At 61.5% G+C, this 23,305-nt stretch carries 19 protein-coding genes and 1 pseudogene; 8 read left to right on the top strand and 12 right to left on the bottom strand.

Annotated elements, in window-relative coordinates; all coding sequences use genetic code 11:
* Positions 1-211: 211 nt before the first annotated feature.
* Positions 212-745, top strand: a pseudogene (locus K8U03_16350) (hypothetical protein).
* 319 nt (positions 746-1,064) lie between these two features.
* Here K8U03_16350 and K8U03_16345 read toward each other — a convergent pair.
* The 4 genes from K8U03_16345 to K8U03_16330 all read right to left on the bottom strand — a co-directional run bounded on the left by K8U03_16345 (position 1,065) and on the right by K8U03_16330 (position 4,690).
* Entirely contained in the window at positions 1,065-1,373 is a 309-nt protein-coding gene (locus K8U03_16345) for a type II toxin-antitoxin system Phd/YefM family antitoxin (GenBank protein MCE9606466.1), read from the bottom strand.
* Positions 1,374-1,727: 354 nt separating this feature from the next.
* On the bottom strand, positions 1,728-2,033 hold the full coding sequence (locus K8U03_16340; GenBank protein ID MCE9606465.1) for a hypothetical protein: 306 nt from the start codon (positions 2,031-2,033) through the stop codon (positions 1,728-1,730).
* Positions 2,030-2,947 carry a dihydrodipicolinate synthase family protein gene (locus K8U03_16335; protein ID MCE9606464.1) on the bottom strand — a complete coding sequence of 306 codons (918 nt, stop codon included), beginning with the start codon at positions 2,945-2,947 and terminating at the stop codon, positions 2,030-2,032. The genes K8U03_16340 and K8U03_16335 overlap by 4 nt, the downstream gene beginning before the upstream one ends.
* Positions 2,948-2,986: 39 nt before the next feature.
* Complete coding sequence (locus K8U03_16330) at positions 2,987-4,690, bottom strand: sodium/solute symporter (protein ID MCE9606463.1); 1,704 nt, start codon at positions 4,688-4,690, stop codon at positions 2,987-2,989.
* A gap of 200 nt (positions 4,691-4,890) precedes the next feature.
* Between K8U03_16330 and K8U03_16325 the strand changes: the two genes are divergently transcribed.
* The gene (locus K8U03_16325) at positions 4,891-6,690 is read left to right on the top strand and encodes an ABC-F family ATP-binding cassette domain-containing protein (protein ID MCE9606462.1); all 1,800 of its coding nucleotides are present in this window, start codon (positions 4,891-4,893) and stop codon (positions 6,688-6,690) included.
* 219 nt (positions 6,691-6,909) lie between these two features.
* On the opposite strand, the gene K8U03_16320 is transcribed toward K8U03_16325, so the two are convergent.
* The 4 genes from K8U03_16320 to K8U03_16305 form a co-directional block, all read right to left on the bottom strand.
* A complete protein-coding gene (locus K8U03_16320) occupies positions 6,910-7,698 on the bottom strand; it encodes a hypothetical protein (GenBank protein ID MCE9606461.1) in 789 nt (262 codons plus the stop codon).
* 95 nt (positions 7,699-7,793) lie between these two features.
* A complete protein-coding gene (locus K8U03_16315) occupies positions 7,794-8,468 on the bottom strand; it encodes a hypothetical protein (protein ID MCE9606460.1) in 675 nt (224 codons plus the stop codon).
* A gap of 195 nt (positions 8,469-8,663) precedes the next feature.
* Entirely contained in the window at positions 8,664-9,260 is a 597-nt protein-coding gene (locus tag K8U03_16310; protein MCE9606459.1) for a DUF1080 domain-containing protein, read from the bottom strand.
* Positions 9,261-9,476: 216 nt separating this feature from the next.
* Positions 9,477-9,923 carry a hypothetical protein gene (locus tag K8U03_16305; protein ID MCE9606458.1) on the bottom strand — a complete coding sequence of 149 codons (447 nt, stop codon included), beginning with the start codon at positions 9,921-9,923 and terminating at the stop codon, positions 9,477-9,479.
* A gap of 199 nt (positions 9,924-10,122) precedes the next feature.
* Between K8U03_16305 and K8U03_16300 the strand changes: the two genes are divergently transcribed.
* Positions 10,123-11,724, top strand: a complete 1,602-nt coding sequence (locus tag K8U03_16300; protein MCE9606457.1) for an arylsulfatase — start codon at positions 10,123-10,125, stop codon at positions 11,722-11,724.
* A 137-nt stretch (positions 11,725-11,861) separates the two neighbouring features.
* On the opposite strand, the gene K8U03_16295 is transcribed toward K8U03_16300, so the two are convergent.
* The 4 genes from K8U03_16295 to K8U03_16280 form a co-directional block, all read right to left on the bottom strand.
* Positions 11,862-12,521 carry a hypothetical protein gene (locus tag K8U03_16295; protein ID MCE9606456.1) on the bottom strand — a complete coding sequence of 220 codons (660 nt, stop codon included), beginning with the start codon at positions 12,519-12,521 and terminating at the stop codon, positions 11,862-11,864.
* 175 nt (positions 12,522-12,696) lie between these two features.
* Positions 12,697-13,047 carry a hypothetical protein gene (locus K8U03_16290; protein ID MCE9606455.1) on the bottom strand — a complete coding sequence of 117 codons (351 nt, stop codon included), beginning with the start codon at positions 13,045-13,047 and terminating at the stop codon, positions 12,697-12,699.
* A gap of 181 nt (positions 13,048-13,228) precedes the next feature.
* Entirely contained in the window at positions 13,229-14,533 is a 1,305-nt protein-coding gene (locus tag K8U03_16285; protein MCE9606454.1) for a hypothetical protein, read from the bottom strand.
* Positions 14,534-15,177: 644 nt separating this feature from the next.
* Positions 15,178-16,233: an SgcJ/EcaC family oxidoreductase gene (locus K8U03_16280; GenBank protein ID MCE9606453.1), complete on the bottom strand. Its 1,056-nt coding sequence runs from the start codon at positions 16,231-16,233 to the stop codon at positions 15,178-15,180.
* Between the two features lie 449 nt (positions 16,234-16,682).
* On the opposite strand from K8U03_16280, the gene K8U03_16275 reads away from it, so the two are divergent.
* The 5 genes from K8U03_16275 to K8U03_16255 all read left to right on the top strand — a co-directional run bounded on the left by K8U03_16275 (position 16,683) and on the right by K8U03_16255 (position 23,299).
* Positions 16,683-17,678, top strand: coding sequence for a Rieske 2Fe-2S domain-containing protein (locus K8U03_16275; protein MCE9606452.1), 996 nt, complete (start codon positions 16,683-16,685; stop codon positions 17,676-17,678).
* 342 nt (positions 17,679-18,020) lie between these two features.
* A complete protein-coding gene (locus K8U03_16270; GenBank protein MCE9606451.1) occupies positions 18,021-18,803 on the top strand; it encodes a creatininase family protein in 783 nt (260 codons plus the stop codon).
* Between the two features lie 25 nt (positions 18,804-18,828).
* A complete protein-coding gene (locus K8U03_16265) occupies positions 18,829-20,160 on the top strand; it encodes an MFS transporter (protein ID MCE9606450.1) in 1,332 nt (443 codons plus the stop codon).
* A gap of 26 nt (positions 20,161-20,186) precedes the next feature.
* A complete protein-coding gene (locus K8U03_16260; protein MCE9606449.1) occupies positions 20,187-22,307 on the top strand; it encodes a nicotinamidase in 2,121 nt (706 codons plus the stop codon).
* Entirely contained in the window at positions 22,304-23,299 is a 996-nt protein-coding gene (locus K8U03_16255; protein ID MCE9606448.1) for a threonine dehydratase, read from the top strand. The genes K8U03_16260 and K8U03_16255 overlap by 4 nt, the downstream gene beginning before the upstream one ends.
* The last annotated feature ends 6 nt before the right edge of the window (positions 23,300-23,305 follow it).

Here is a 23,305-nt window from a genome sequence, read left to right as displayed (position 1 = left end):
GGTTGCCATGCCTGCCGCCGGTTCCGCATGCTGTGCGAGCCGCAACTACCTGCTAGAATCGCGACGTCGCCGCTTCCGCCCACCAAACGTAATCCAACCAACGGCCCTAACCATGAATCGCTCCCTCCTCGCACTCACCGGTCTCGTGCTCGGTATGTTCGTCGTTCCGTCTTTCAGCGCAGCCCGCGCCGCCGAGGGGGACAATCCGGGTGCTTCGATCAACGGCTATCGCTTCGAGTTTCCGATGAAGGAAGCGATGCCCGAGAATCCGAAGGAAGGGGCGACCGGCACCTCGGCGATCGTAACGGGCGACCCGATGAAGACCGACAACTTCACGGTGAAGAAGACCTTCGGCGGCGAGAAGGGGAAGCGCTATCAAGTGACGCTCCGGTTCCGTGGCGTCGTCGAGCCGATGATGTATAAGGGGGGCAAGCAAGTCGGCGACTATTTCTACATCGGCGGCGAGAAGAACAACGCCACGTACAACGTTTATCAAATCAGCGTCTCCTCGCCGGAGTCGCACTACTTCCTCAACCGGCAAGATAAAGTCGGCCATCAGATTTTTACGATCGACTACACGCAAACGATCGAGATCGAAGGGGGCGCGACGATCACGTTTCACGGCGACGGCCAAAACGGCAAGATGATCGCCAACTTCAAGAAGCTCGTGGTGCCGGATGTGGCCCCGGCCCCCCTGCCGTTCAACGGCCAGTTCGTGCAGGTGGATGTGGTTGAGGTGAAGTGAGGAAGGGGTCGGAGGTCAGGGGTCGGGGGTCAGATGGGGACAAGCGCTCGGCTCCGAGGCGAGCGGGGTGCCGTGAGGCCCCCGTTGAACCTGCCGAACGATCTTCTCTCGACCGCTCTCTCAAGTAGTAGGCACGTTCCACGTGCCGCGACCACGTGCGTCGTGTCGCGTTACTTGGGATCGCAAGTGGCGGACGGCACGTGGAACGTGCCTGCTACTTCGGCATGCGGCGCCGCGATGCTTGGCGCACTCCCAACGGCCGGTTCACACCGGCCGCTCGCCTCGGAGGCCAGTAAGCCGGACGTGATACTTCTTCACGTTAAGCGCCGGTTGTGGGGATGCCGTACTTCTTAGCCAACGCCTTCAAAGCGGCGCGGGCCGGCTTCGTTCGCTTCGCTGCGACATCCGCGAGTCCGGCACGGATCGCTGCAACGGTTTCCTCGCGATCGGCCTTGGCTGCCGCTTCGACCAGTTTTTGATATGCCTGGGCGTCTTGGACCACGACCTCGGCCTTGCCGTTGACGGTAAGCACTACCGGTTCGCCGGTCTTGTGCAGTTGCGAGAGATACTCGGCGGTCTGCCGCTTGAAGTTGGTCAGCGAGTCGATGCCGCTCGATAGATTGAGCATGGCACAAATCCTTTCGCATGGAATTAGATGCTAATTCGATGCTATCATGCTCTGAGCCGACGGGCAAGTTATGTCGATGGTCGAGCGCTCGACCTCCGAAGCGAGCGGGGTGCCGTGAGGCCCCCGTTGAACCTGCCGAACGATCTTCTCTTGGCTACTCTCTCAAGTAGTAGGCACGTTCCACGTGCCGCAACCACGTGCGTCGTTCGGTGAGGGAGTCGGATAGGGTTGCCCAAAGTCGCGCTTGGCGGACGGCACGTGAAACGTGCCTGCTACTTCGGCGTGCAGCGCCGCGATGCTTGGCGCACTCCCAACGGCCGGTTCACACCGGCCGCTCGCCTCGGAGGTGTGTGTTCATCCAAGAGCGAACAAGCTTCCGAAGATAATGAGACTCGCGGCGCCAAGCAATGTACCGAAGCGTCGTTCCCAACGACCGAATCGCTCACCCGCGGCAGAGATGAACAAGAGAATGCCGAGCCCGCACAACAGCGTCGGGAAGGCGATCATCGGCAGCATCATCAGGACCATATTTGCGCCTTGCTCGGGAGACATCGACTCAATCCAAATCGCAATCGCCAACACAATACCGAGAAGATCGCCGGCGATCAGCAGGCGAAAAAAGACGCGGAGCATGGCATCGCCTCCTTCGATATTCGTCATTCTTTGATAAGCGTCTCCGCGATCGCCGTATTCATCAGCTTGGCTCTTAGCGTCTGTTGTTGTTCTGCGTTGAGCGAAGCTCTGGGCGGAGCGCATCTGGGTTCGGCGATGTGGCCTTGCCAGACTAAGATCTGTTTCGTCGCTGCGATGCCGTGGAAAGTCAGCAGCACTTCCACGATCTCGTTCACCTTCTTTTGCACTTCTCGGGCCTCGTCCCAGCGGCGTTCGGCCGAAAGCGTGGCGACTTCGAGAATCAGTTTCGGCATGAAGTTGTAGGTGGTGCCGATGCCGCCGTGGGCCCCGATCGCGAGGCCGTGGCAGAGCATTTCATCGGTGCCGAAGTACACGATCTTCGCCGGCCCGACATGCTGCATCACGCGCTCCAGCACGTAAAGATCGGAGTGCGTGAACTTGAAGCCGGCCATGCCGTCGAGCGACATCAATTCCACGACCCGTTCGATCGGCCAGGCCTGGCCCGTCAGCTGCGGAATGTAATAGCCGACGACCGGCAACGGGCTCGCGGCGACGAGCGCGCGGTAATAGTCGAGCGTTTCGGCCGGTGAATAGCCTCCGACGAACGGCGGGATGCTGCTCACACCGTCGGCCCCTGCCGAAGCCGCGTGCTTCGCCAACTCGAAGGCCTGCATCGCCGAGATGGAGCCGACATGGACGAGCACCTGCCCGTGCCCGCGCGAATGGGCCACGGCGATCTCGACCACGCGGCGACGGATCGCGCCGTCGAGATAGATTCCTTCCCCCGTGCTGCCGGTAACGTAGAGCCCACCCATGCCGCTCGAATAGAGATGGTCGATCAATCGTTCGAGGCTCGCCTCATCGAGCGCGCCCGAATCGGTGAGCGGCGTGACGAGAGCGGGGAGAATGCGGTTGCGAGCGGCGATGAGAGCGTTGGGCATGGGAGGAAGGGGTCAGGGGTCGGTGGTCAGGAATAAAAGCTAACTGCGGTCTTCTTGTGGGGGCGGGCGTTTCATGATTTCTTGCCAGCTATAGGCGCGGCCGGGGTGGTCTTCGTTTTTGTCGACGATTCTAGAAAGTATTGCGCTGGTGAAGAAGCCGACGCTGCACGGCACGAAGATCGACCACATGATCGACGGCGGGCCCGGCAGAACGTCCGGCGTCTCCGGGTTGCGGAACAGATCGATATACCACTGATGGTCGATGCCGTAGAGCTGCTTCCACCACGTCCAAGAAACGGAGACGAACAGCGCGAGCGCGGCCGCCGGCAACACGCTGCGGGCCGTGGCGCGCGGGATGAACATGCCGACGAAGAACAACGACGCCAACGGCCCGAGAAACATATTGAACGTGCGGGGCAGGAGTTCGTAGATGCCGTGGTCGTCGCGCTGGGCGAGCCAAGCGGTGCCGGCCGCGAGGCAAGTGCAGAAGAGTCCGATGCCGAGCGTCATCGCGCGGGCCACGACCAGTTGCCGGCGATCGGCTTCCGCGGCGCTCCGCTTCGAGCCGTCGCCGCGAAACAGATCGTTCGACGCGACGGCCGTCATACTGTTCACGCCCGAGACGAGCGTTTGCATGGCGTCGCACAGGAAGTTGGCGAGGATCAAGCCGCCGAAGCCGAGCGGCAACTGATGGGCATAGAAATACGGCATGATCTTATCGGTCGACGACTTAACGGAGAGCCCGTCGCCGAGATTCTGCGGGTTGACGAGATAGAAATAAAGTAGCGCCAGGCCGGCGAGCGCTAAGAGGACGCCGATCAAAACCTGCGCCGCGATGTTGATGAGGAAGCTATTGCGCGCGGCGCGAATCGAAGTGGTCGTGAAGTAGCGTTGCAGCACGACTTGATCGGAGCCGTGGGTACACATGGCCCAAAAGAAGCCGTTGAGAATCACGGTGAACACGGTGAGGCGCGTCGTGGGGTTGACGTCGAAGAGGATCGGCTTCGCGCGCGAGGTCCGTTGGCTTGCGACGGCGTCCCACCAAACGGAAATTCCTTCGCCGGTCGTCGCCATCACGTAGATGATGATGACGAGCGCGCCCCCGAAGAGCATCACGGCCTGCAAGACGTCGGTCCAGACGACGGCCCGCATGCCGCCGAAGAAAGCGTAGCTGGTCGCCGTGAGGCCGAGCGCGAAGATCATCACGTACAGCCCGTGGTCTGCGAGGCCGAGCGGCGTGAGCATATTACGCACGTCGGCATGCGCCATCATTTCGAGCGCGAGCGCGGCGCTATACATCACCAGCGCGATCCAGCCGATCTTCAAAAAGAAGAACAGCGTGCCGCCGAGGATGCGCGTCGGCGAGTTGAAGCGGCGCTCAAGATATTCGTAGACGCTCGTCAGCCGGAGCCGCATGAAGAACGGCACGAACAAACAGAACACGACCGGCACGACGAGCGGATAGGCGATGTATTGCGCCATCGCCGTGATGCCGTGCTTGATGAACTCGCCGGGCATGCCGAGATAGGTGATCGTCGAGAGGAGCGTCGCCATGATGCTCAGCCCGACGGCGAACCACGGCATTCGACGTCCGCCGAGAAAGAATTGCTCGGTGTTCGCTTCCCTGCGCGACGACCACCACACGATGCCCGCGGTGAACAAGAGATAAACGAGCACGAGTGCGTAATCGAACCAGCCCATGCCGGCGTGGCGCGCAGGTGCGGCGGCGATGAGGCTCGGCAAGCTGGGTTCTCCTAGGCGGAAGCGGGCCGCCCCAACTTAACCCACCCCTGCGCTCGGGCCAAGCGATTTCGACCGCACGGCGCTGCGAGATTGCCGCCGTAGCGCTCGTTCCGCGGCGACCTGGCGGGTTGCGAGATTTCCGACCCTTCCCTAGGCTATGAAGTGTCGGTGATTTTCCTTTCACGAAGGGTCGTAAGTCGATGGGTGTGTTGTTGCAGGTGAAGAATGCTCATAAGAGCTACGGGGATCAAATCCTGCTCGATGGCGCCGACGCGACTTTCTACGACGACGTCAAGGTCGGGCTCGTCGGCCGCAACGGAGCCGGCAAGAGCACCCTGCTCCGGGTCTTGCTCGACGAAGAAGAGCTCGACAAAGGCGAAGTCACGCGCAGCTCGAAGCTGCAGATCGGCTATCTGCGCCAACACGATCCGTTTCTCCCAGGCGAAACCGCCTTGGAGTTTCTCATGCGCGACAGCGGCAAGCCCGACTGGAAGTGCGGCGAAGTGGCCGGCGAGTTCGAGCTGAAAGGGGCCTATCTCGAAGGCCCGATCGCGAAACTGTCGGGCGGTTGGCAGACGCGCGTGAAGCTCGCCGCTCTGCTGCTGCATGAGCCGAACCTGCTGCTGCTCGACGAACCGACGAACTTCCTCGATCTTCGCACGCAGATCTTGCTCGAGCATTTCCTGCGGCACTACAAGGAAGCGTGCCTCATCGTCTCGCACGATCGCGCCTTTCTCGGCGCCACGTGCGACCACACGCTCGACCTGTCGCGCGGCAAGCTGACGATGTATCCCGGCAAGATCGACGCCTTCCTCGCCTATCAAGAAGAACAGCGCGAACACGATGTGCGCTCCAACGCCGCGGTTTCGGCCAAGCGGAAGCAGCTCGAAGAGTTCATCGCCAAGAACAAGGCCCGCGCCAGCACGGCCACGCGTGCCGCAAGCAAGCAGAAGCAACTCGAGAAGCTCGACCTGACGGATATCGCCTCCGACGAGCCGACCGCGCGGATCCGCGCGCCGCTCGTCGAGCCGCGCAAAGGGCCCGTGCTGCGGTGCAAGGATCTCGCGATCGGTTATGCCGAGCGCAAGATCGCCGCAGGGATCGACCTGGAGATCGAACACGGCTCGCGGGCCGCGATCGTCGGCGACAACGGCCAAGGGAAAACGACCTTCTTGCGCACGATCGTCGATTCGCTCGAGCCGCTCGAAGGGGAAGTCCGTTGGGGTCATGCGACGCAGATGGGTGTCTACGCGCAGCATGTGTACACCAGCCTGCCCGAGAAGCAGACGGTGCTCGACTATCTCGAATATCACGCGCCCGCAGGGACGAAGACGCAAGAGATTCTCGACATGGCCGGCGCGCTCTTGTTCCGCGGCGATGCCGTGAAGAAAAAGATCACGGTCCTTTCCGGAGGGGAGCGGGCCCGACTCTGCATGGCGAGCCTGCTGTTGAGCAAGCACAACGTCTTGATCCTCGACGAACCGGGAAACCATCTCGACGTCGACACCGTGGAAGCGCTGGCCGAAGCGCTGTTGATCTACAAAGGGACGCTGATCTTCACGAGCCACGATCGACACTTCATGAAGCGCGTGGCGACCTGCATCATCGAAGTCCGCGACGGTCGCGTGACGAACTACCGCGGCGATTACGAAGCCTATCTCTACTCGGTGAATAAAGAGATCGAAGACGGCGAGCGCGAACTGGCTGCGAAGACCGGCAAGGCCCCACCGGCGGCGACGAAACCTGCCGGCGCGAAGTCGACGGGCGATACCCGAGCCCCGCGCCGCGCCGAGCGCGAAGTCCGCAAAGAACTGACCGCGCTCGAACGCTCGATCGCGAAGCTCGACACCGAAAAGAAAAACGTCACCGCCGAGCTACTGAAAGCAACCGATCAAAAGGAAGCGCTCCGGCTTCACAACGAAGCGGCTTCGCTCACGAAGCAACTCGAAGAAGCGGAAGAACGCTGGGTGGCGCTGAGCGAGGAGATCGCCGAGGAGTAGAAAGTTGTAGGCACGTTCCACTTGCCGTAACCACATGCGCCATTCTGGAAAGGTATCGTATGCGGTGGAGTCTTACTGAGTTCCCTCAAATGTCTGTGGCGGACGGCACGGGAACGTGCCTGCTGCTTTGCAAAATATCGTTTAAAGCGAGCGTTGAAAACGCTGTGTCCGTTTAGCTTGCCGAGCGACGTGATTCAATTTATTTCTAGTTATTTCTAGTTATTTCAATTGTGCGAGAAGCTCTCGAATTCGATTAGAGTTGTCGCGCAGCACGTTTCCATGCCTCTTTGTTTCGGCTTGAAGCATCTGGCCGCACCTGCTGCATTGCTCGATAAGCGCATTGAATTCATATGATGCTCGGCAGCGGTAACAAGTGCCCCAGCCGAAAGCGTCTATCGGGATCACTATGATTGCATGGGCCGCGTTCGACGAACTGAATGGTTGAGCAATCGCCCCGCATGCCGGACATTGCCCCCGCTCGCCTCGGCTTGTGTAAATCGTAGCACAGTATGGACAGGGACGGGGCCTGCCGACTACGGCAACCGACAAAAGTGAACCCATGATAGGCACTGTTTCGTCCCAAGACGGCGAATTGCTCGGGAAGGCATACATTGCCGTATTGTTCCAAGGAATGGGAACTTTATCAGGTAATAAGAGCCACTCTAGTCCATGTGTCGGATAGTGCGTGTCCAGCCATTCCTGACTCGGATAAATAAAGTCACATTCTTCATCGTTGGTGATACACAGTAAAAAGCCATCCTCTCCCAAAATCCGCTTCGCCAATTGAATGAGTTGTTCTTGGGTCGCGGACGTGACCAAATCAACGATGGAAGCGCCGGCATCACGAAATAACTTTAGTTCCGATCGCCGAACTTTCGATTCACTGAGGTTTCGAAAGACCAATCGCGAAGGGCGACTAAGCGAGTGACGAAACTCGCGCGCGAGCGCCTGGATTGTTGTGATATCCTGGTTAGGGCGCAAGATATAACGGGTTAAAGAGCATCCCATTCGACCCTCTTCCTAATGCGGTCGATTTCCGCACTCCAATGTCCAACGGCCGGTTCACACCGGCCGCTCGCCTCGGAAAAAGTTCGTCCTGCTCGTTAGTTTCCGAACGGGTTCTTGGCCGGCGGGGTTGCCGGGGCGGCGGGAGCCGGTGTGCCGAATGGGTTCGCCGGGGCGTTCGCCGGGGCCGGGGTGCCGAATGGGTTCGCCGGCGCGGCGCCCGGCGTGGCCGGCATCGCGGCCGGTTCGGTTGCCGCCGCCGGTACTTGGCCGGCCGGCAAGCCGGTGCCCGACGAGGTCGTCGCGGCGCCGGGCACTCCTTCGTTCGGATCGAAGCGACGGAAGTGCTCGAAGCGAATCTTGTCGATCTCGGCGAGTGCGTGTTTGCGGCCGGCGGCCCGATAGCTTTCGAGCGTCCGTCGTTCGTTGCCCTGAATGCGCTCGAGCGCCGTGCTGACGTTGAAGAAGACGTCGAAGTCTTTCCCCTCGATCACGGCCCCCTTCTCGAAGTCGGCCTTCGCATTCGCGGCCCGGCCGAGGCGCGAGTTGGCGAGCCCGCGGAAGTAGTAGGCCCGCGGATCCTTCGTGCCGCCGTCGATCGCTTGCGTGAAGACGTCGTGGGCCTCGGCATACTGGCCCGCATAGAACGTCTTGAGCCCCTGATGGTAGACGTCGGTGAGAATCTTATCGTTTACTTCGGCCCTGAGCGCGCCGGAGAACGACGTGACGACCACGGACGTGAGCACCAAAACGGACGCCGCAAAAAACTTCATGACCGCACGCTCCGCTAGAGATCTTCCAAGGCCCGATCAAGACCCGACGCGACTAATAGCCGACCACTAATAGTCTAATCGCCGCCGCAGGTGGGGAGAAACGTAAAATGCTCAAGGTAATCGGCAAAACTGCGAACAAATGCAGTCTGCTCCTCCTCATTTTGCATTTTGCCTTCTCACTTTTTACTTCTTTTTCTACTTCTTCTCGCTTCCCGGCAGTTCCTTCACCAGCACGTTCTTGATCTCGACCTTGCTGCCCGGATCGTGCTGTTGGAAGGCGAAGTAGCCTTTCTTGTACGTGTTTTTCTCGTCGGTGAAGTCGACGACCGTCTTGCCGTTCACCTTGATCGTGATGTGGTTCCCGTCGGCGATCACCTCTTGGGTCCACCACGTATCGTCGGCCACAAGCTGGTCGCCGACCTTGACGAACTTATAGAGCGAGCCGGTGCGGATAGGATCGCCATGGCTGTTGTTCACTTGCGCTTCGTAACCGTTCGGCCAAACGTTTTCGGCATACTCGGTGCGGAAGTACATGCCGGAGTTGCTCCCCTTGGTGAGCTTGAAGTCGGCCTTGTAATGGAAGTTCTCGAATTGCTTTTCCATGTAGAACAGATGGCTCCGCTTGCCGTGGCCGTGGATCGCGCCGTCTTTCACTTCCCAATTCTCGGGCAGCTCGTTCGGCTTCCAACCGGTGAGGTCCTTGCCGTTGAACAGCGAGACCCAACCTTCTTCGGCCGAGGCCGACGAAGCGAACGCAAGACAAACCAACGACAACGCTAACACGATCTTCATAGAGCGATTAACTGTGCGATGGATAAAGCGATGAGTCACGGCGGAGAACTCCAGTGAATTTTTTTAAGAGATGCGATAAGCGACGGGAATGTGAAACCAGCGGCGAACCCCCACAGCATAGTCGCCGCTATGGCGCGAGAAAAGAGGCGGGCTCGGACAGGGAACAGCGGATTGCGAACCAATCGTCTACGAAGCCGATACTGCGGAAACTACGCCCTAAAAGCTCGTCTGCCTTAAGTAACAAGCGAACTCGAACAGCACGATTCCGGCCACGGTACGCCAAACTTTCAGGCGCACGAGTAGGGGAATCGCAAATAGCGGGGGCAACGGGATGAGCGCTACGACGATCGAGCTGACGTCATCACCCAACCGAGGTCGACTAAGTTGGGAAATCACCAAGATGATCGGCAACGAATAGAGGAACACCGCACCGCAGACCTGTGAGCAACGAGGATGAATGTAGAGTCGTAGATTGATCTTCGCTTCGCAGTAGCCGACGAACATCAGTGCGGCGGCGATCTGAGCCGAGGTGGTTGCAAGGTTGGGCGGCGGTCCGAGGTAGTGAAGCCACCGGCCAAGCAAGATACCGACGAGAATCGGCCCGATCTGCAAAATCGCGATCAAGAGGGAGTTGTTCATATCCAACAGGAAAGCCTCATGCAAACGTCAGTCATTCCTTACATATCACTTATATCTGATTCGTCGTCACTTACGATTTCTCTTGAGAGAACACATTCGCCTCACGAAAGCGGTCCATTTTCCTAGTTGCAGAACATCTTATCGGGCTACAATCCCGGCTACGGCGCGAAACCACATCTCCTTGCGCGCCTGCAGCCAACCATCACCCCGAGGACCCGACACCATGAAAATGCGTACGCTCCCGCTCGCTCTTCTCATCGCTTGCGCGGTCGTCGCCTCGGCGACGAACAGCGCTACGGCGCAGGAGAAGCCCAACATCGTCTTCATCATGGGAGACGATGTCGGCTGGTTCAACATCGGCGCTTACCACCAAGGAATGATGTCCGGTCGGACGCCGAACCTCGACAAGCTCGCCAACCAAGGGATGCGCTTCACCGACTACTATGCCGAAGCCAGTTGCACGGCCGGGCGCGCCAACTTCGTTACCGGGCAGCTTCCGATTCGCACGGGCCTTACCACGGTCGGCCAAGCCGGCTCGCTCACCGGCATGCCCGACAAAGCCCCGACGATCGCCACGGCGCTCAAGTCGATGGGCTACGCCACCGGTCAGTTCGGCAAGAACCATCTCGGCGACTTAAACCAATTCCTGCCGACCGTTCACGGCTTCGACGAGTTCTTCGGCTATCTCTATCATCTCGACGCGATGGAAGACCCCTCGCACCGCAACTATCCGCCCGAGCTCAAGGCCACGGTCGGTCCGCGCAACATGCTGCACACTTGGGCCACGACGGAAGACGACGCGACGGTCGATCCGCGGTGGGGCAAAGTCGGCAAGCAAAAGATCGAAGACGCCGGCACGCTCTATCCCGACCGCATGGAAACGGTCGACGATGAGATCTTGGATCTCTCGCTGAAGTTCGTCGACAAGGCCCGCGCGGAGAAGAAGCCGTTCTTCTTGTACTTGAACCCGACGCGGATGCACGTCGTCACGCATCTTTCCGACAAATACCAAGCGCTGCGCACGCCCGAAAACGGCTGGAGCATCCAAGAAGCCGGTATGGCGCAGCTCGACGACGTCGTCGGCAGCGTGCTGAAATATCTCGACGACAACGGGCTGGCCGAGAACACGATCGTCGTCTTCACCACCGACAACGGCGCGGAAAACTTCACTTGGCCCGACGGCGGCCAAACGCCGTTCGCCGGCGGCAAGGGAACCGCGCTCGAAGGGGGCTTCCGGGTCCCTGCGATTCTCCGTTGGCCGGGCAAGGTTCCGGCCGGCAAGGTCGAAAACGGCATCTTCTCCGGGCTCGATTGGTTTCCGACGTTCGTCGCCGCGGCCGGCAATCCGAACATCGTCGCCGAGTTGAAGCAAGGGAAGACTCTCGGCGAGAAAGAGTTCAAGGTCCATCTCGACGGTTACGACCAGACCGCGCTGATCACGGGCAAGGGTCCTTCGAGCCGTAAGGAGATCTTCTACTTCACCGAAGGAACGCTCGGTGCGGCGCGCATCAACGACTATAAGTATCGCTTCACCGATCAGCCGAACGGCTGGCTCGGGGCGACGGAGAAAGTCGATTGGCCGATCCTGACGAACCTGCGACTCGACCCGTTCGAACGAACCGGCATGTACAACGGCAAGGGAGGCTCGCTCGGTTTCTACAACTGGTTCGTCTTCGAGTTCTGGCGCTTTACGTTCGTGCAGAAGGAAGTCGCGAAGACGGCGATGACGTTCATCGAGTTCCCGCCGATGCAAAAGGGAGCGAGCTTCAACTTGGAAGAGCTCAAGCAAAAGCTGGAAGCGCAAATGAACAAGCGCAACAACTAAGCGCCCCGCTTACCGCTGCCGAAAACCCTCCGAGGCGAGCGGCCGGTGTGAACCGGCCGTTGGAAGCGTCGAAAGGTAAAGAAACAGGCCGCGCATCCGAATGAGATGCGCGGCCTTTCTTTTTGCGCAGAACGCGATCAGCCGGAACCGGGAGTGATGAATCGCTGGAGGTCGGCGACGTCGTCCCACCAAGTCCGCTCGGCGTCCAATCGCGCATAGTTGTCGCTGATTCGCTTACTGTATGCTGCGAATTCCTCGGCCGATCCTTCGGGAGAAGGCATTTCCGCGTCGCAGATTGCGGCTCCGAGATAAAGCCGGTCGAACGGCAACCAGCCGAGGAAATAGGGATACTCGGTCAAGACCTTGGTCCGAGTTCTCGTCGGCGAACGAGGGTAGACCCGAAGAATATCGTCGCGGATCCGGGCCGAGACGGCGACGACGGTGAGCACTTCGCGACCGCGCATCGTCGAAGTCCAGCGACACTGACAATAGCGTTCCCAAACCGGACGACGTTCTTCCGACCAAAGCGCTCCTCCTTTCGGCAGCATCCGATAAATGGCGCCGTAAGCTCGGTCTTCGTCGTCGCGCAGGAGCAAGCCTTGATCGCAGAGCGAACCAAGCTGCCGTTCCAACTCTTCATCGTCGAAACCGTGCGAGTAGTCGAGATTCCACTGCAACTGAAAGGTCTCTCGTTTCAAAAAACGTAGACCACAACCAATATTGAAGAGCCGATCTAGCACGATCAGCAGATCGTCCGACAACCAAGTGTTGCCGGTCCGAAACGGAAGAAGAGGCATTCAAGAGCGGCGCTATACGCACGCATGCGAATGATTCAGAGAAGCCATAACACGCTTCAAGCTTATCCAAGTCGATTCAAAGAGGAAAGAATTTTCCTAACGCAACCACGTATCGCAACACACTCCGAGGCGAGCGGCCGGTGTGAACCGGCCGGTGGAAGCGTCGAAAAGGCCTTCACTTTTGCGCGGCTGCTTCGATGTTTCGTTTTGCTTTACAACATCGAATCAATGTGACGATGCCGCCCCAAAAATATGCGTTCAGCGGAACCGTAAACAGCGGAACCAATGTTGGAGCCGAGTCTATTCTCGGGAAAAAAAGATCAAACCATCCGATGGGAAACGTCAATACAACGAGGGGCCATTGTAAGACGGAAAGCACGTCCAGTTTCCACTGTGGTTCCCAACCTGAGATCGGCCCATCCGTGCCGAATAACAATAGATAAACGGCCAAGCAAAGGTCGATGCAGAGCATGTTCGCGACCGCGACAATACCCGTCGCGTTTAGCTTCCAAACCCACGGAGGCATGCTCGATCTCTCCGCGCGGTTGCCGGCCGCGTGTGATTAATCAGCCTAGCTTAAATTGCCGAGCGATGACAACAATTCGTGGCGAGCGGCCGGCGTAAACCGACCGTTGGAACCGCCGAAAGAGAACGAAACAGGCCGCGCATCCGAATGAGATGCGCGGCCTTTCTTTTCGCACGACGGCTTAGTCGATCACGGCCGGGCCGGGTTGTTGCGGAGAAACTTGTTGCGAACTCTGTTGTTGCGGCGCCGGCGTGCCGGCCGCTCCGTCTTGGGTCGGTTGCTTGAGCCGCATCAGCGTCCGGTTGGCTTGGTTCTCGGCGTCGTAATGCACGAGCACCGGAACCTCGTCGTTCGTCAGGTTGTATAAGCCGGTCTCGACGACGAGCGAGTCGTTGCCGGTCATCATGAAGGCGGCCTTTTGCGTTTGCTTGTCGACCGCGCCGAACACCGGCGTCACTTGGTTCGAGACCGTGTCTTGGTAGTTGCCGCGCAAGATCCCTTGCTTGTTGATCGCCAGTTGCACGAGCTTGTCGGCCTCTTGTTGCCCTTGGCTCACGAAGCCGAACACGCCGAGCGGCAGCCAATCGTCGCCGGTCGATTGCTCGCCGCGCAGCGCGAGGTCGAGCGCTTCTCGATAATACTGATCGGCCGCGGCGACCGGTTGATCGCCGTAGTAGACGGTGCCGTCTTGATAAGAGACGCCGTTGTTGTAGTCGTAGTAATTCGGATCGCCAGTGACGCCGACATAGCTCCCGGCGACGGCCCAAGTCGCGGCGGTCCAGGCCGTCGCGGCGACGGCCCATTGGCCGGGCCACCACGCGTTCGGATAGTAGCCGCGCCAGCCTGCGCCGAAGTAGTTCCAATGCGTGAAGTTGCCGTTCACGGTGTTCCAATGCTGCCCGGCGACGATCTGCCCGTTCACCACGGCCGCTTGATTCCGATTAGTCCAAGTGTTGCCGGCCGGACCCCGAATGGCGGAGCCGCTCCCGGCGGTGCCGGTGAAGCGACCGTTTTGCATTTGGCCGTTGAAGCCGGCCGCGCCGCCGATCGCTGCGCCGCCGGGCCCACGCGCTCCGGCCGCCGTGCCGCCGGCGACGCGCGTCACGCCGTTGCCGTTGGTCGCCGCGGCGATGCCCGAGGCGCTCCCCGACCGGCCGCCGTTGGGTCCGGCCGTGCCGCTGAAGCGACCGGCCACGCCGGCCGATTCGGTGCCGTTGGTGATTCCCGCTGCACCGCCGCCGCCGACATGCGTCGCGCCGTTGGGTCCGTTGTAGTAGCCCGCCGCACCGGCGCCGCCGATCGTCGTGCCCCCTTTGGTCGTGTAGCTGCCGCCGCCGATCACGGCCGCGCCGTTATCCCCTTTGATCACCGCGCCGTTGTCGCCCCGGATGACCGTCGCGCCGCCGGGGGTCGTCGTGGTCGTGCGGTCGTTGTTTTGATTGAAGCTGTTGCTCCGCGCGCTCTGCCCGCCGCCGCTCCCGGGCATGTCGAGGAAGCTGTCGAGGCTTTGCCGCGTCGGCCGACTCGCCGCGCCGGCCTGCCCGGCCCCACCCCGCCCGAAAGCGCCGTCGCCGCCGAAGCCGCCGTTGCCGAAGTTACCGCTACCGAAGTTGCCGTTCCCAAAGTTACCGCTGCCGAAATTACCGTTGCCGAATTGGGAGCGGCCGCCGCCGTCGGGCGAGTAACTCGGAAACTGCGAACGACCGAGCGAAGGGCTTCGATTCGCGGCAGCCCCGCCGCCGTTGAATCCACCTCCGTTAAACCCACCCCCCCGCCGAAGTCGCTGCGTGAGAAACCACCGCCGCCTCCGCCGCCACCGAAGTTTCCTCCGCCGAAGTTGCCCCCCCCACCACCGAAATTGCCCCCGCCGGAAAAACCTCCGCCCCCGCCGCCGAAACCGCCGCTCGGGCGCGACATGCCTCCTCCTCCGCCGCCGCTAAAGCCCCCTCGTCCTCCTCCGCCGCCCCCCCGCGCGTCGGCCGTGTTTGTCTCGCCGAACCAAGCGTTCGACGGGAAGACCGACAACATGCAGGTGTACGCTACGAGACGAGTGAATGATTTTTTCATGGGAGAGACGCTCCGCAAACACAAGTAAGAATTCAAGATGCAAAAAAGACCATCCGTCGCCCGCTACTTCTTCGGCGCCGTGGGCTTCGCGGCCGCGGCCGGCTTCTCGTCCGGCTTCACCCCCTCGGCTTCCGCCGCTGCCGGCTCGGTCTTATCGCGCACGACGATCACGGTCTCGATGTTCGGCAAGAATCGCTCGCCGACTTTTCGGCCGATCGACTTCCAAGCGAAGCTCTCCGCGTCGCGCGGTTCATACACGTTCGTCGATGCGGCGCGAGTGCCGTCCGGCAAGGTCTGCGTCGACTTCACGATCCACTGCTTCCCGTCGTGCGTCCAAGTTCCTTCACCGATCGTGCCGTCGGCGTCGAACATCCAAGAGCGGATCGTGCCCGACGCGGCATCGAAGCCGATCACTTGCGTGCCGACGAGCGGCTCTTCGTTCAGGAGGATGGCGCGGAATTGATAGAACAGAAACTTTCCGCCGGCGCGCCATTCGACGTTCGTCTCGATGCGCGAGCCGTCGGCGTCGTCGACCCAACGGCCGACGAGCCACGCGAGCCCTGCAAGCGGACTCGGCGGCGGGGCTCGCACCAGCCCGACCGACACGACGATCTCGCGCACGCTTTCCAGCTTCCAATCTTTGCCGCGGCGCACATGCGTCGCCGCGTAGTTCGAGACTTCGTTCGAGCCGTCCGTCGCGGTCACGGTCGCCGTTCCTTCTTCGATCGCCACATCAGGCGCGATCAGCCGGATGTTCGCATTGCCGAGCGTGAGCTTCGCGCCGGGTGCGCCGGCGAAAACCTTGTTCATCGCCGCTTCGATTTCCTTCGGGCCGCGTAGGCGTTCCCCCTCGTTGCTGATCCATTCCCCCGTCTCGCTCCAAAGTTGCGCGAGCGCCGCGGCATCGCCTCGATTGTAAGCGTCGACATAGGCCCCGATCGCGGCCCGAATGGCTTGCTCGTCGTCCGAAGATTTCGCGACGGCGGACTTCACCTTCGCCAAGTCAATCGCCGAAGCGTCGGGATCGGCCGCTTGCGCCGCGACGAAGTTCGGCGCCGTGAAGCACGAAGCAAGTAAGACGAATAGAAGCGGAAAAGTACGAACAGCAGTTGCGTTCATCGCAAGATCTCGAAGTGGGCGGTGCGAGTCAAAGAAGCGTCAGCAAGTCGAGCGGCGAAAGAGGCGCCATGCGTTTCCCAGCCGCTGCGGAAGCAAAACGGCTCGAATCGAGGCGCATCGCCGAAAGTCTACGCCCGATTCCTCGGCATTGCGCGAAAATAATCCGGCGGCCCGATCACCCATCGGAAACCGAGCATGGTCGGCCGATTCATGCCTGTTGCGGCGCGCTCGGTGCATGGTCGGCGTAATCGGTAGCGTCGGCGAAATCCGTACGCTCAACCTCTTGCGGCGGCACAACTTCGCGAATTTGTAAGTCGCGCAAAAGTTGTGCCTGTACCTCGTCTGAGTTAGTTTTATTGTTCCCGCGGCGCTAACAATTCCTCGGTATCGCCGCCCCGAATCTTCACACACCGAGGACCTAACCGAAAAGGCTGCGGAGAACGATCGCGATGGCGTGCCTCGATCACTGGAATGCCGTATTCCTAAGTCGCAAGCTGAAGCGCAAGCCGGTCTCCGTGCGCATCGACGGCCGCGACTTCGCTCTCTTTCGCGCCGCCGACGGCAAGCTCGGCGCGCTCGACGATCTCTGTCCGCATCGCCGCATGCGCCTTAGCGCCGGCTGCGTGGTCGGCGAGAAGCTGCAATGCGCGTATCACGGTTGGACCTTCGACTGCGCGGGTAACGGCGAGAGCCCGGCCACGCCGAAGCTGCACGCGCGCATGGCGTCGTTCGACATTCGCGAAGCTTACGGCCTCGTGTGGCTCAAGCCGCGCGATTGCAACGCGGAGTTTCCGGAAGTCGAACAACGGGACTACTACCATCTCTGCAGTATGGAGCACATCGCGCCGGTGCCGTTGGAAGTGTCGCTCGACAACTTCTGCGAGGTCGAGCATACGGCGATGGTTCACATGATGTTCGGCTATGAGCTCGACCGCATGGCCGAAGTGAAGATCGACGTGCAGTCCGACGATCGTGAAGTGCGCTGCGTTTCCGACGGCCCGCACAAAAGCATACCCACCCCGATGCGCTGGGGCATGGGGGTCGGCAAGCAGATGGCGTTCCACTCCGAGTGGTATACCCGCTTCTCGCCGCTGCATCTCTGCGTCGAGCATACCGTGTTCGACGCCGACACCGGCAAGCCCGCCAAGCTCAAGTATCGGGCCTACGTCTTCCTCACGCCGATCGATGCCGCCTCGACGAAGATCTACACCGTAGTCTTTATGAAGTCGGGCTACCCGGGCCCCTACGGCGGCATTCGCCTCGCGGCACCGTGGCTGCGGCGCATGGCGAAAGTCGAGATCGATCACGACATCGTCGCCCTAGCGAAACTCGCCGACACCCGCCCCGGCCTAGAAGGCCTGAAGCTCAGCCGCTTCGACCACGTGATGGGTTTGAATCGCTCGCGGATCAACCGGATCTATCGGGGCTTGGAAACGGAAAAGTAGCACGCCATCGGCGACAAGCACTCCCCCAGCATCACGTTCCACCTCCGAGGCGAGCGGCCGGTGTGAACCGGCCGTTAGGAGCGCGCTCGACGCCGATCCTCGACGAACCTCGCGCAATGGAGCATCATCCGACAGGCCCAACGGGGACATTACTGTCCCCGCTCGTCCCGGAATCTCCCGCGGAATTCGCTTGGCTATAGGAAGAGCTCGCGCGTGGCATCAGGTCGAGCCGTTCGTTAGACTATCGGCTTCTCCGCTTGCTCCCCGCCCCGCCCCGTTTCGTGCTCGTTCCGTATTCCCTCGTACATTCCTCGCCCCCCTCGCGCATAGGATTTCGCTTCGATGTTGCTTGCCGATATGAAATGGCCTGAAGTGGCCGCGTTGTCGAAAGATACTCCCGTCGTCGTGCCGGTCGCGGCGCTCGAACAGCATGGGCCGCACATGCCCGTGTTTACCGATAGCCTGCTCTGCGGCGAAGTCGTACGTCGGGCCCACGAACAGTTCACGGCGAAGCACGGGGCCGGCAGCGTGCTTGTGGCGCCGTTGCAATGGCTCGGCAATTCGGAACACCACATCGATTTCTGCGGCACCCTCTCCGCGACTCCGCGCACCTATTTGAACTTGCTCAACGAAACGTTCGAGAACCTCATCCATCACGGCTTTCGCCGGCTGGTCTTCGTCAATGGCCACGGCGGCAACGACGTGCCGGGCAAGCAAGCGGTGTACGAACTACGTCAACGCCATCGCAGCCGCAGCGACTTGCTGCTCAACTTCGCGACCTATTGGCTGCTCGGCGGCAAGCCCTACGAGGCCGATACTTCGCTCGTGCAGCGGCAGATGGGCCATGCCTGCGAATGGGAAACATCGATGGTACTGCGGATCCGGCCGGAGCTCGTCGGCGATTATAAGCACACGATCGACGTGCCGTTTACGCCCGGCTTCGAGCCGGCGACGCGCGGCTGGATCATGCAAGATCGCTCCACCCCCGGCCACATCGGCTTGCCGCAACACGCCTCGGCCGAGAAAGGTGAAGGGCTGTTCCGCACGTTCTCGGGCGACGTCGCCACGCTGCTCGAACGCATGCGCGCGTGGAACGGCAAGACCTGGGACGCCCCTGCTCTCTAGGAAGCACGGCAATTGAGGAAGCACTATGACCGTCGACGCGCTCGCCGAGCAACGTCCGAAAGACGAGCCGCCGCTCCGTTCGCCCGAGCCGGTAGTGCCCGAGCGTTCGACGGCGTGGCGCTACTACGTCTGCGGGCTGCTGCTTTTGGCGACGACGATCAACTACCTCGATCGTCAGGCACTCTCCGTGATGAGCACACGCATCACCTCGGCCGACGAGCTCAACCTCACCAAGCACCAGTACGGCAACCTCGAGCTCGGCTTCGGGCTGGCCTTCGCCGCCGGAGCGATCGGCTTCGGCTGGCTCGCCGACCGCACGAACGTCCGGTGGCTGTATCCCACGGCACTGATTCTCTGGTCGGCGATGGGCTACTGCACCGGCCACGTGCAAACCTATTTCGGCATGCTCCTGTGTCGCACGCTGCTCGGCGTGTTCGAAGCGGGTCACTGGCCCTGCGCGCTGAAAACGACGCAGCGCCTGCTCCCTCCCAGCCAGCGGACGCTCGGCAATAGCATCCTGCAAAGCGGTTCGTCGATCGGTGCGGCGATCACGCCGGTCCTAGTCGGCTTCTTGTTGAGCGACGAAAAAGGTTCCTGGCGCTTCGTGTTTCAAGCGATCGCGCTCGTCGGGCTCGGCTGGGTCGTCCTCTGGTTTCTCGCACTTCGCCCGCGCGACTTTCAAACCACGGTCGCGCAACCGCTGACCTCGACGGGTGAAACGGCCCGGGGCGAGGCGTCGTTCTTCGAAGTGATCTTCTCGCGCCGCTTCGTCGTGTTGCTCGTCGTCGTCGCGGCGATCAACGCCTGTTGGCATCTGTTCCGCGTCTGGTTGCCGATGTTTCTGGAAGAAGGTCGCGGCTACACGGCCCCCGAGGCCCGACGCTTCATCACCGTCTTTTATATCGGCACCGATGTCGGTTGCATCGGCGCCGGATTTCTCACGCTCTGGCTGGCCCGGCTCGGGGCCTCGGTTCATCGTGCCCGCTTAGTCACGTTCACGCTCTGCTCGTTCGCTACCTCGCTGAGCCTGTTCATTCCTCAGTTGCAGGCCGGTTGGCCTTTGCTCGGCGTCTTGCTCTTGGTCGGCTGCGGCTGCCTCGGCTTGTTCCCTTGCTACTACTCGTTCACGCAAGATCTCTCCGTCAAGCATCAGGGGAAGGTGACCGGCCTGCTCGGCACGTTCGCCTGGCTGACCGCTTCGCCGCTCCATCCGTTGTTCGGCAAACACATCGACGCCACGAAGAATTTCGACGTCGGGCTCGTATTCGCCGGCCTTTGTCCGCTGGTCGCCGTCGTCGCTCTGTGGGTGCTTTGGAGCCCGGCCCGCGAGGCGCACCGCGAAGCAAATAACATTTGAAGCTCATCCTATTTAAGGGCCGTTCCATGTCGTGCATCCGTTCGCTTTCGTCGGCATTCATCGCGTCGGCCGTGATGCTCGGCGGCGCGCAAGCTCAGGCCGAGGTCCTCGCGCTCAAGCTCCGTTCGCAAACCGAAACCGCGGCGGGCACGAATCGCTTTCATGTCGTCGAACGGAGCGAAAACTGGGACCCGAAGACCACGGCCCTGATCGTCTGCGACGTGTGGGACTACCATCATTGCCTCAATGCGGTACGCCGGCTCGAAGAGTTCGGGCCGCGGCTGAATGCCGTCGTCCATCGCTCGCGCGAGCTCGGCATGACGATCATTCACGCCCCGAGCGATTGCATGCCGGCTTATGCCGAGCATCCGGCTCGGGCGCGAGCGATCGCCGCGCCGAAGTCGGCCGTGTTGCCGCCGGACGTCGCGCGCTGGTGTTCGATCGTTCCTTCGGAGCGGCAGGCCGTGTATCCGCTCGATCAATCCGACGGCGGCGAAGACGACGACCCGCAGGAGCACGCCGAATGGGCCGCGAAGCTCACGGCGCTCGGCCGCAACCCGAAGATGCCTTGGAAGCGGCAATCGGACATGATCAAGATCGACGACGCACAAGACTTCATCAGCGACAAGGGAGAAGAAGTTTGGAACATTCTTGAAGCCCGCGGCATTAAGAACGTGGTGCTCACCGGCGTGCATTTGAATATGTGCGTCCTCGGCCGGCCGTTCGGTTTACGGCGCATGATGCTCGGCGGCAAGAACGCCGTGCTGCTGCGCGACCTGACCGACACGATGTACAACCCGAAGATGTGGCCGTACGTGGCCCACTTCACCGGCAACGATCGGATGGTTGCGCATGTCGAACAGCGCGTCTGCCCGACCATTTCGAGCGATCAAATCCTCGGCGACAAGAAGCCCTTCCGCTACGCTGCCGATAAACGCCCGCATGTGGCGATCGTCGTCGCGGAAGAGGGCTACGGCACCGCGCAAACGCTCCCCGACTTCGCGAATCGCTATCTCGGCGACTTCCGCGTGAGCTATGTCTTCGGCAGTGCGCCGCTCGACGGAGGCACGACGCAGTACGACATTCCCGGCCTCGAAGTGCTCGACGAAGCGGACGTCGCGATCCTCAGCATCCGCCGCAAGGTCTTGAAGCCCGAGCAAATGGCGATCGTCCGCCGGTTCGTCGCCGCAAAGAAGCCGGTGATCGGCATCCGCACGACGAGCCACGCCTTCGCGCTGAAAGACGGCGCAGAGACCCCGCAGGGTTACGAAGCGTGGCCGACGTTCGATGTCGATGTGCTCGGCGCGAAGTATCTGGGGCATTCCGATTCGAAGAACCCGGCCGAGATTCACCGCAAATTCGAGACGTTTTCGATCGGCTTGGTGACGTCGTTGTTGCAGCCCTTCGAGCGCGTCGGCGGACTCTATCGATTCGAGATCTCGGAGTCGTCGGGCTCGGCATTGCATACGGCTTGGAGCGGCGTTCAAGATCGCGAATCGCAGCCGGTCGCGTGGACGTTCGTTCGCGCCGACGGCAGTCGCTCGTACTACACATCGCTCGGCGAAGCAGCCGACTTCGACGATCCGCTCTTTCTCCGCTTGCTTCTCAGCGGCGTCTTCGCGGCGACCGGGCAAACAATGCCCGAGCAACTTCCCGCCGTGTCGCGGCGCGAAGAACTCCAGCGCCATTGGATGATGCTCGATGTGCCGAGCACGCTCGCCCCGGCCATCGAGCGGAGTCTCGACGACTACTCCGGGCCGCTCTGGCTCCGTTGCGTGGTGCGCGTGCCGTCGTCGTGGTCGAAAGAAGGGGTGACGCTGGAGCTGCCGGATCTGCGCGCGACCGATCAAATCTGGTTCAACGGCAAGCCGGTGACCGCGCCGAACGGAAACCGCGTCGAGGCCGAAGCGGTCGCACCGGGCGATGCGAACCTGATCGTCGTGCGTCGCATGCCGACCGTCGGGATGAAGTTGCCGAGCCCTCGCGCTCTGTCGGCGGCACCCGTGCTCAAGCAGGCCGACCGCTCGATCTCGCTCGCCGGCAAGTGGCGGATGCGTATCGGCGACGATCCGGCTTGGTCGAACATGCCGCTTCCGGCGAAGTTCGGCGCGGCGACCGATTACATCATCGAAGCGTCCACCAAATGATCTTCGCGACCGAGCTTCCTCCGCTCCCCACCCTCTCCGAGATCGCCTCGGCGGCGGTGCTCATCGAAGAAGCGATTCCGCCGACGCCGGCCTACGCTTGGCCCCTGTTGAACGAAGCGCTCGGCTGCGACGTTTGGATCAAGCATGAGAACCACACGCCGCTCGGAGCGTTCAAGGTCCGCGGCGGGTTCGTCTATCTCGACGAGCTCCTCAAGGCCGAACCGAAAACGCCGGGCGTCATCGCCGCCTCGACCGGCAACCACGGCCAGTCGATCGCTTGGAACGCGCGCCGGCGCGGCTTACGGGCCGTGATCGTCGTGCCCGAGAACAACAACCCCGAGAAGAACGCCGCGATGCGCGCGCTCGGCGCGGAGCTCGTCGAACACGGCGACGAATTCCAAGCGGCGCTCGAGCATTCTCGCGAGCTGGCGGCGCGGGAAGGGCTGCATCCGGTGCCGTCGTTCCATCCCTGGCTCGTGCGCGGAGTCGCCACGTACGGGCTCGAATGGTTTCACGCGATGCGCGCGCGAAGCGTGCCGCTGCTCGACGCGATCTACGTCCCGATCGGGCTCGGCTCCGGCTTCTGCGGCTTGGCCGCCGCGCGCGAGGCGCTCGGCATGCAGACGCGCTTGATCGGCGTCGTGTCGGAACATGCGCCGGCCTACGCGCTTTCGTTTCGAGCAGGGCGCCTCACGACGGAGCCGAGCAAGACCCGCGTGGCCGAAGGAGTGGCGTGCAGCACTCCCCACGAGCTCGCGCTGCGCTGGATCTTGCGCTACGCCGACGACATCGTGACGGTGAGCGACGACGAAGCGCTCCGGGCGATGCGCGAGCTGCTGCGCACGACGCACAACCTCGCCGAAGGAGCCGGCGCATTGGCGCTGGCCGCGATCACGAAAGACCGCGAGCGATGGAAAGGCCGAAAGATCGGCTGCGTGCTCAGCGGCGGCAACGCCAGCGCCGCGCTGATTGCGCAAGCGCTCGCAAGATAGGAAGTG

The sequence above is a fragment of the Planctomycetia bacterium genome (assembly GCA_021413845.1).
Lineage (GTDB): Bacteria > Planctomycetota > Planctomycetia > Pirellulales > PNKZ01 > PNKZ01.
Note: the sequence above shows the minus strand (reverse complement) of the source record. Positions and strands in the feature narration are given on the sequence as shown.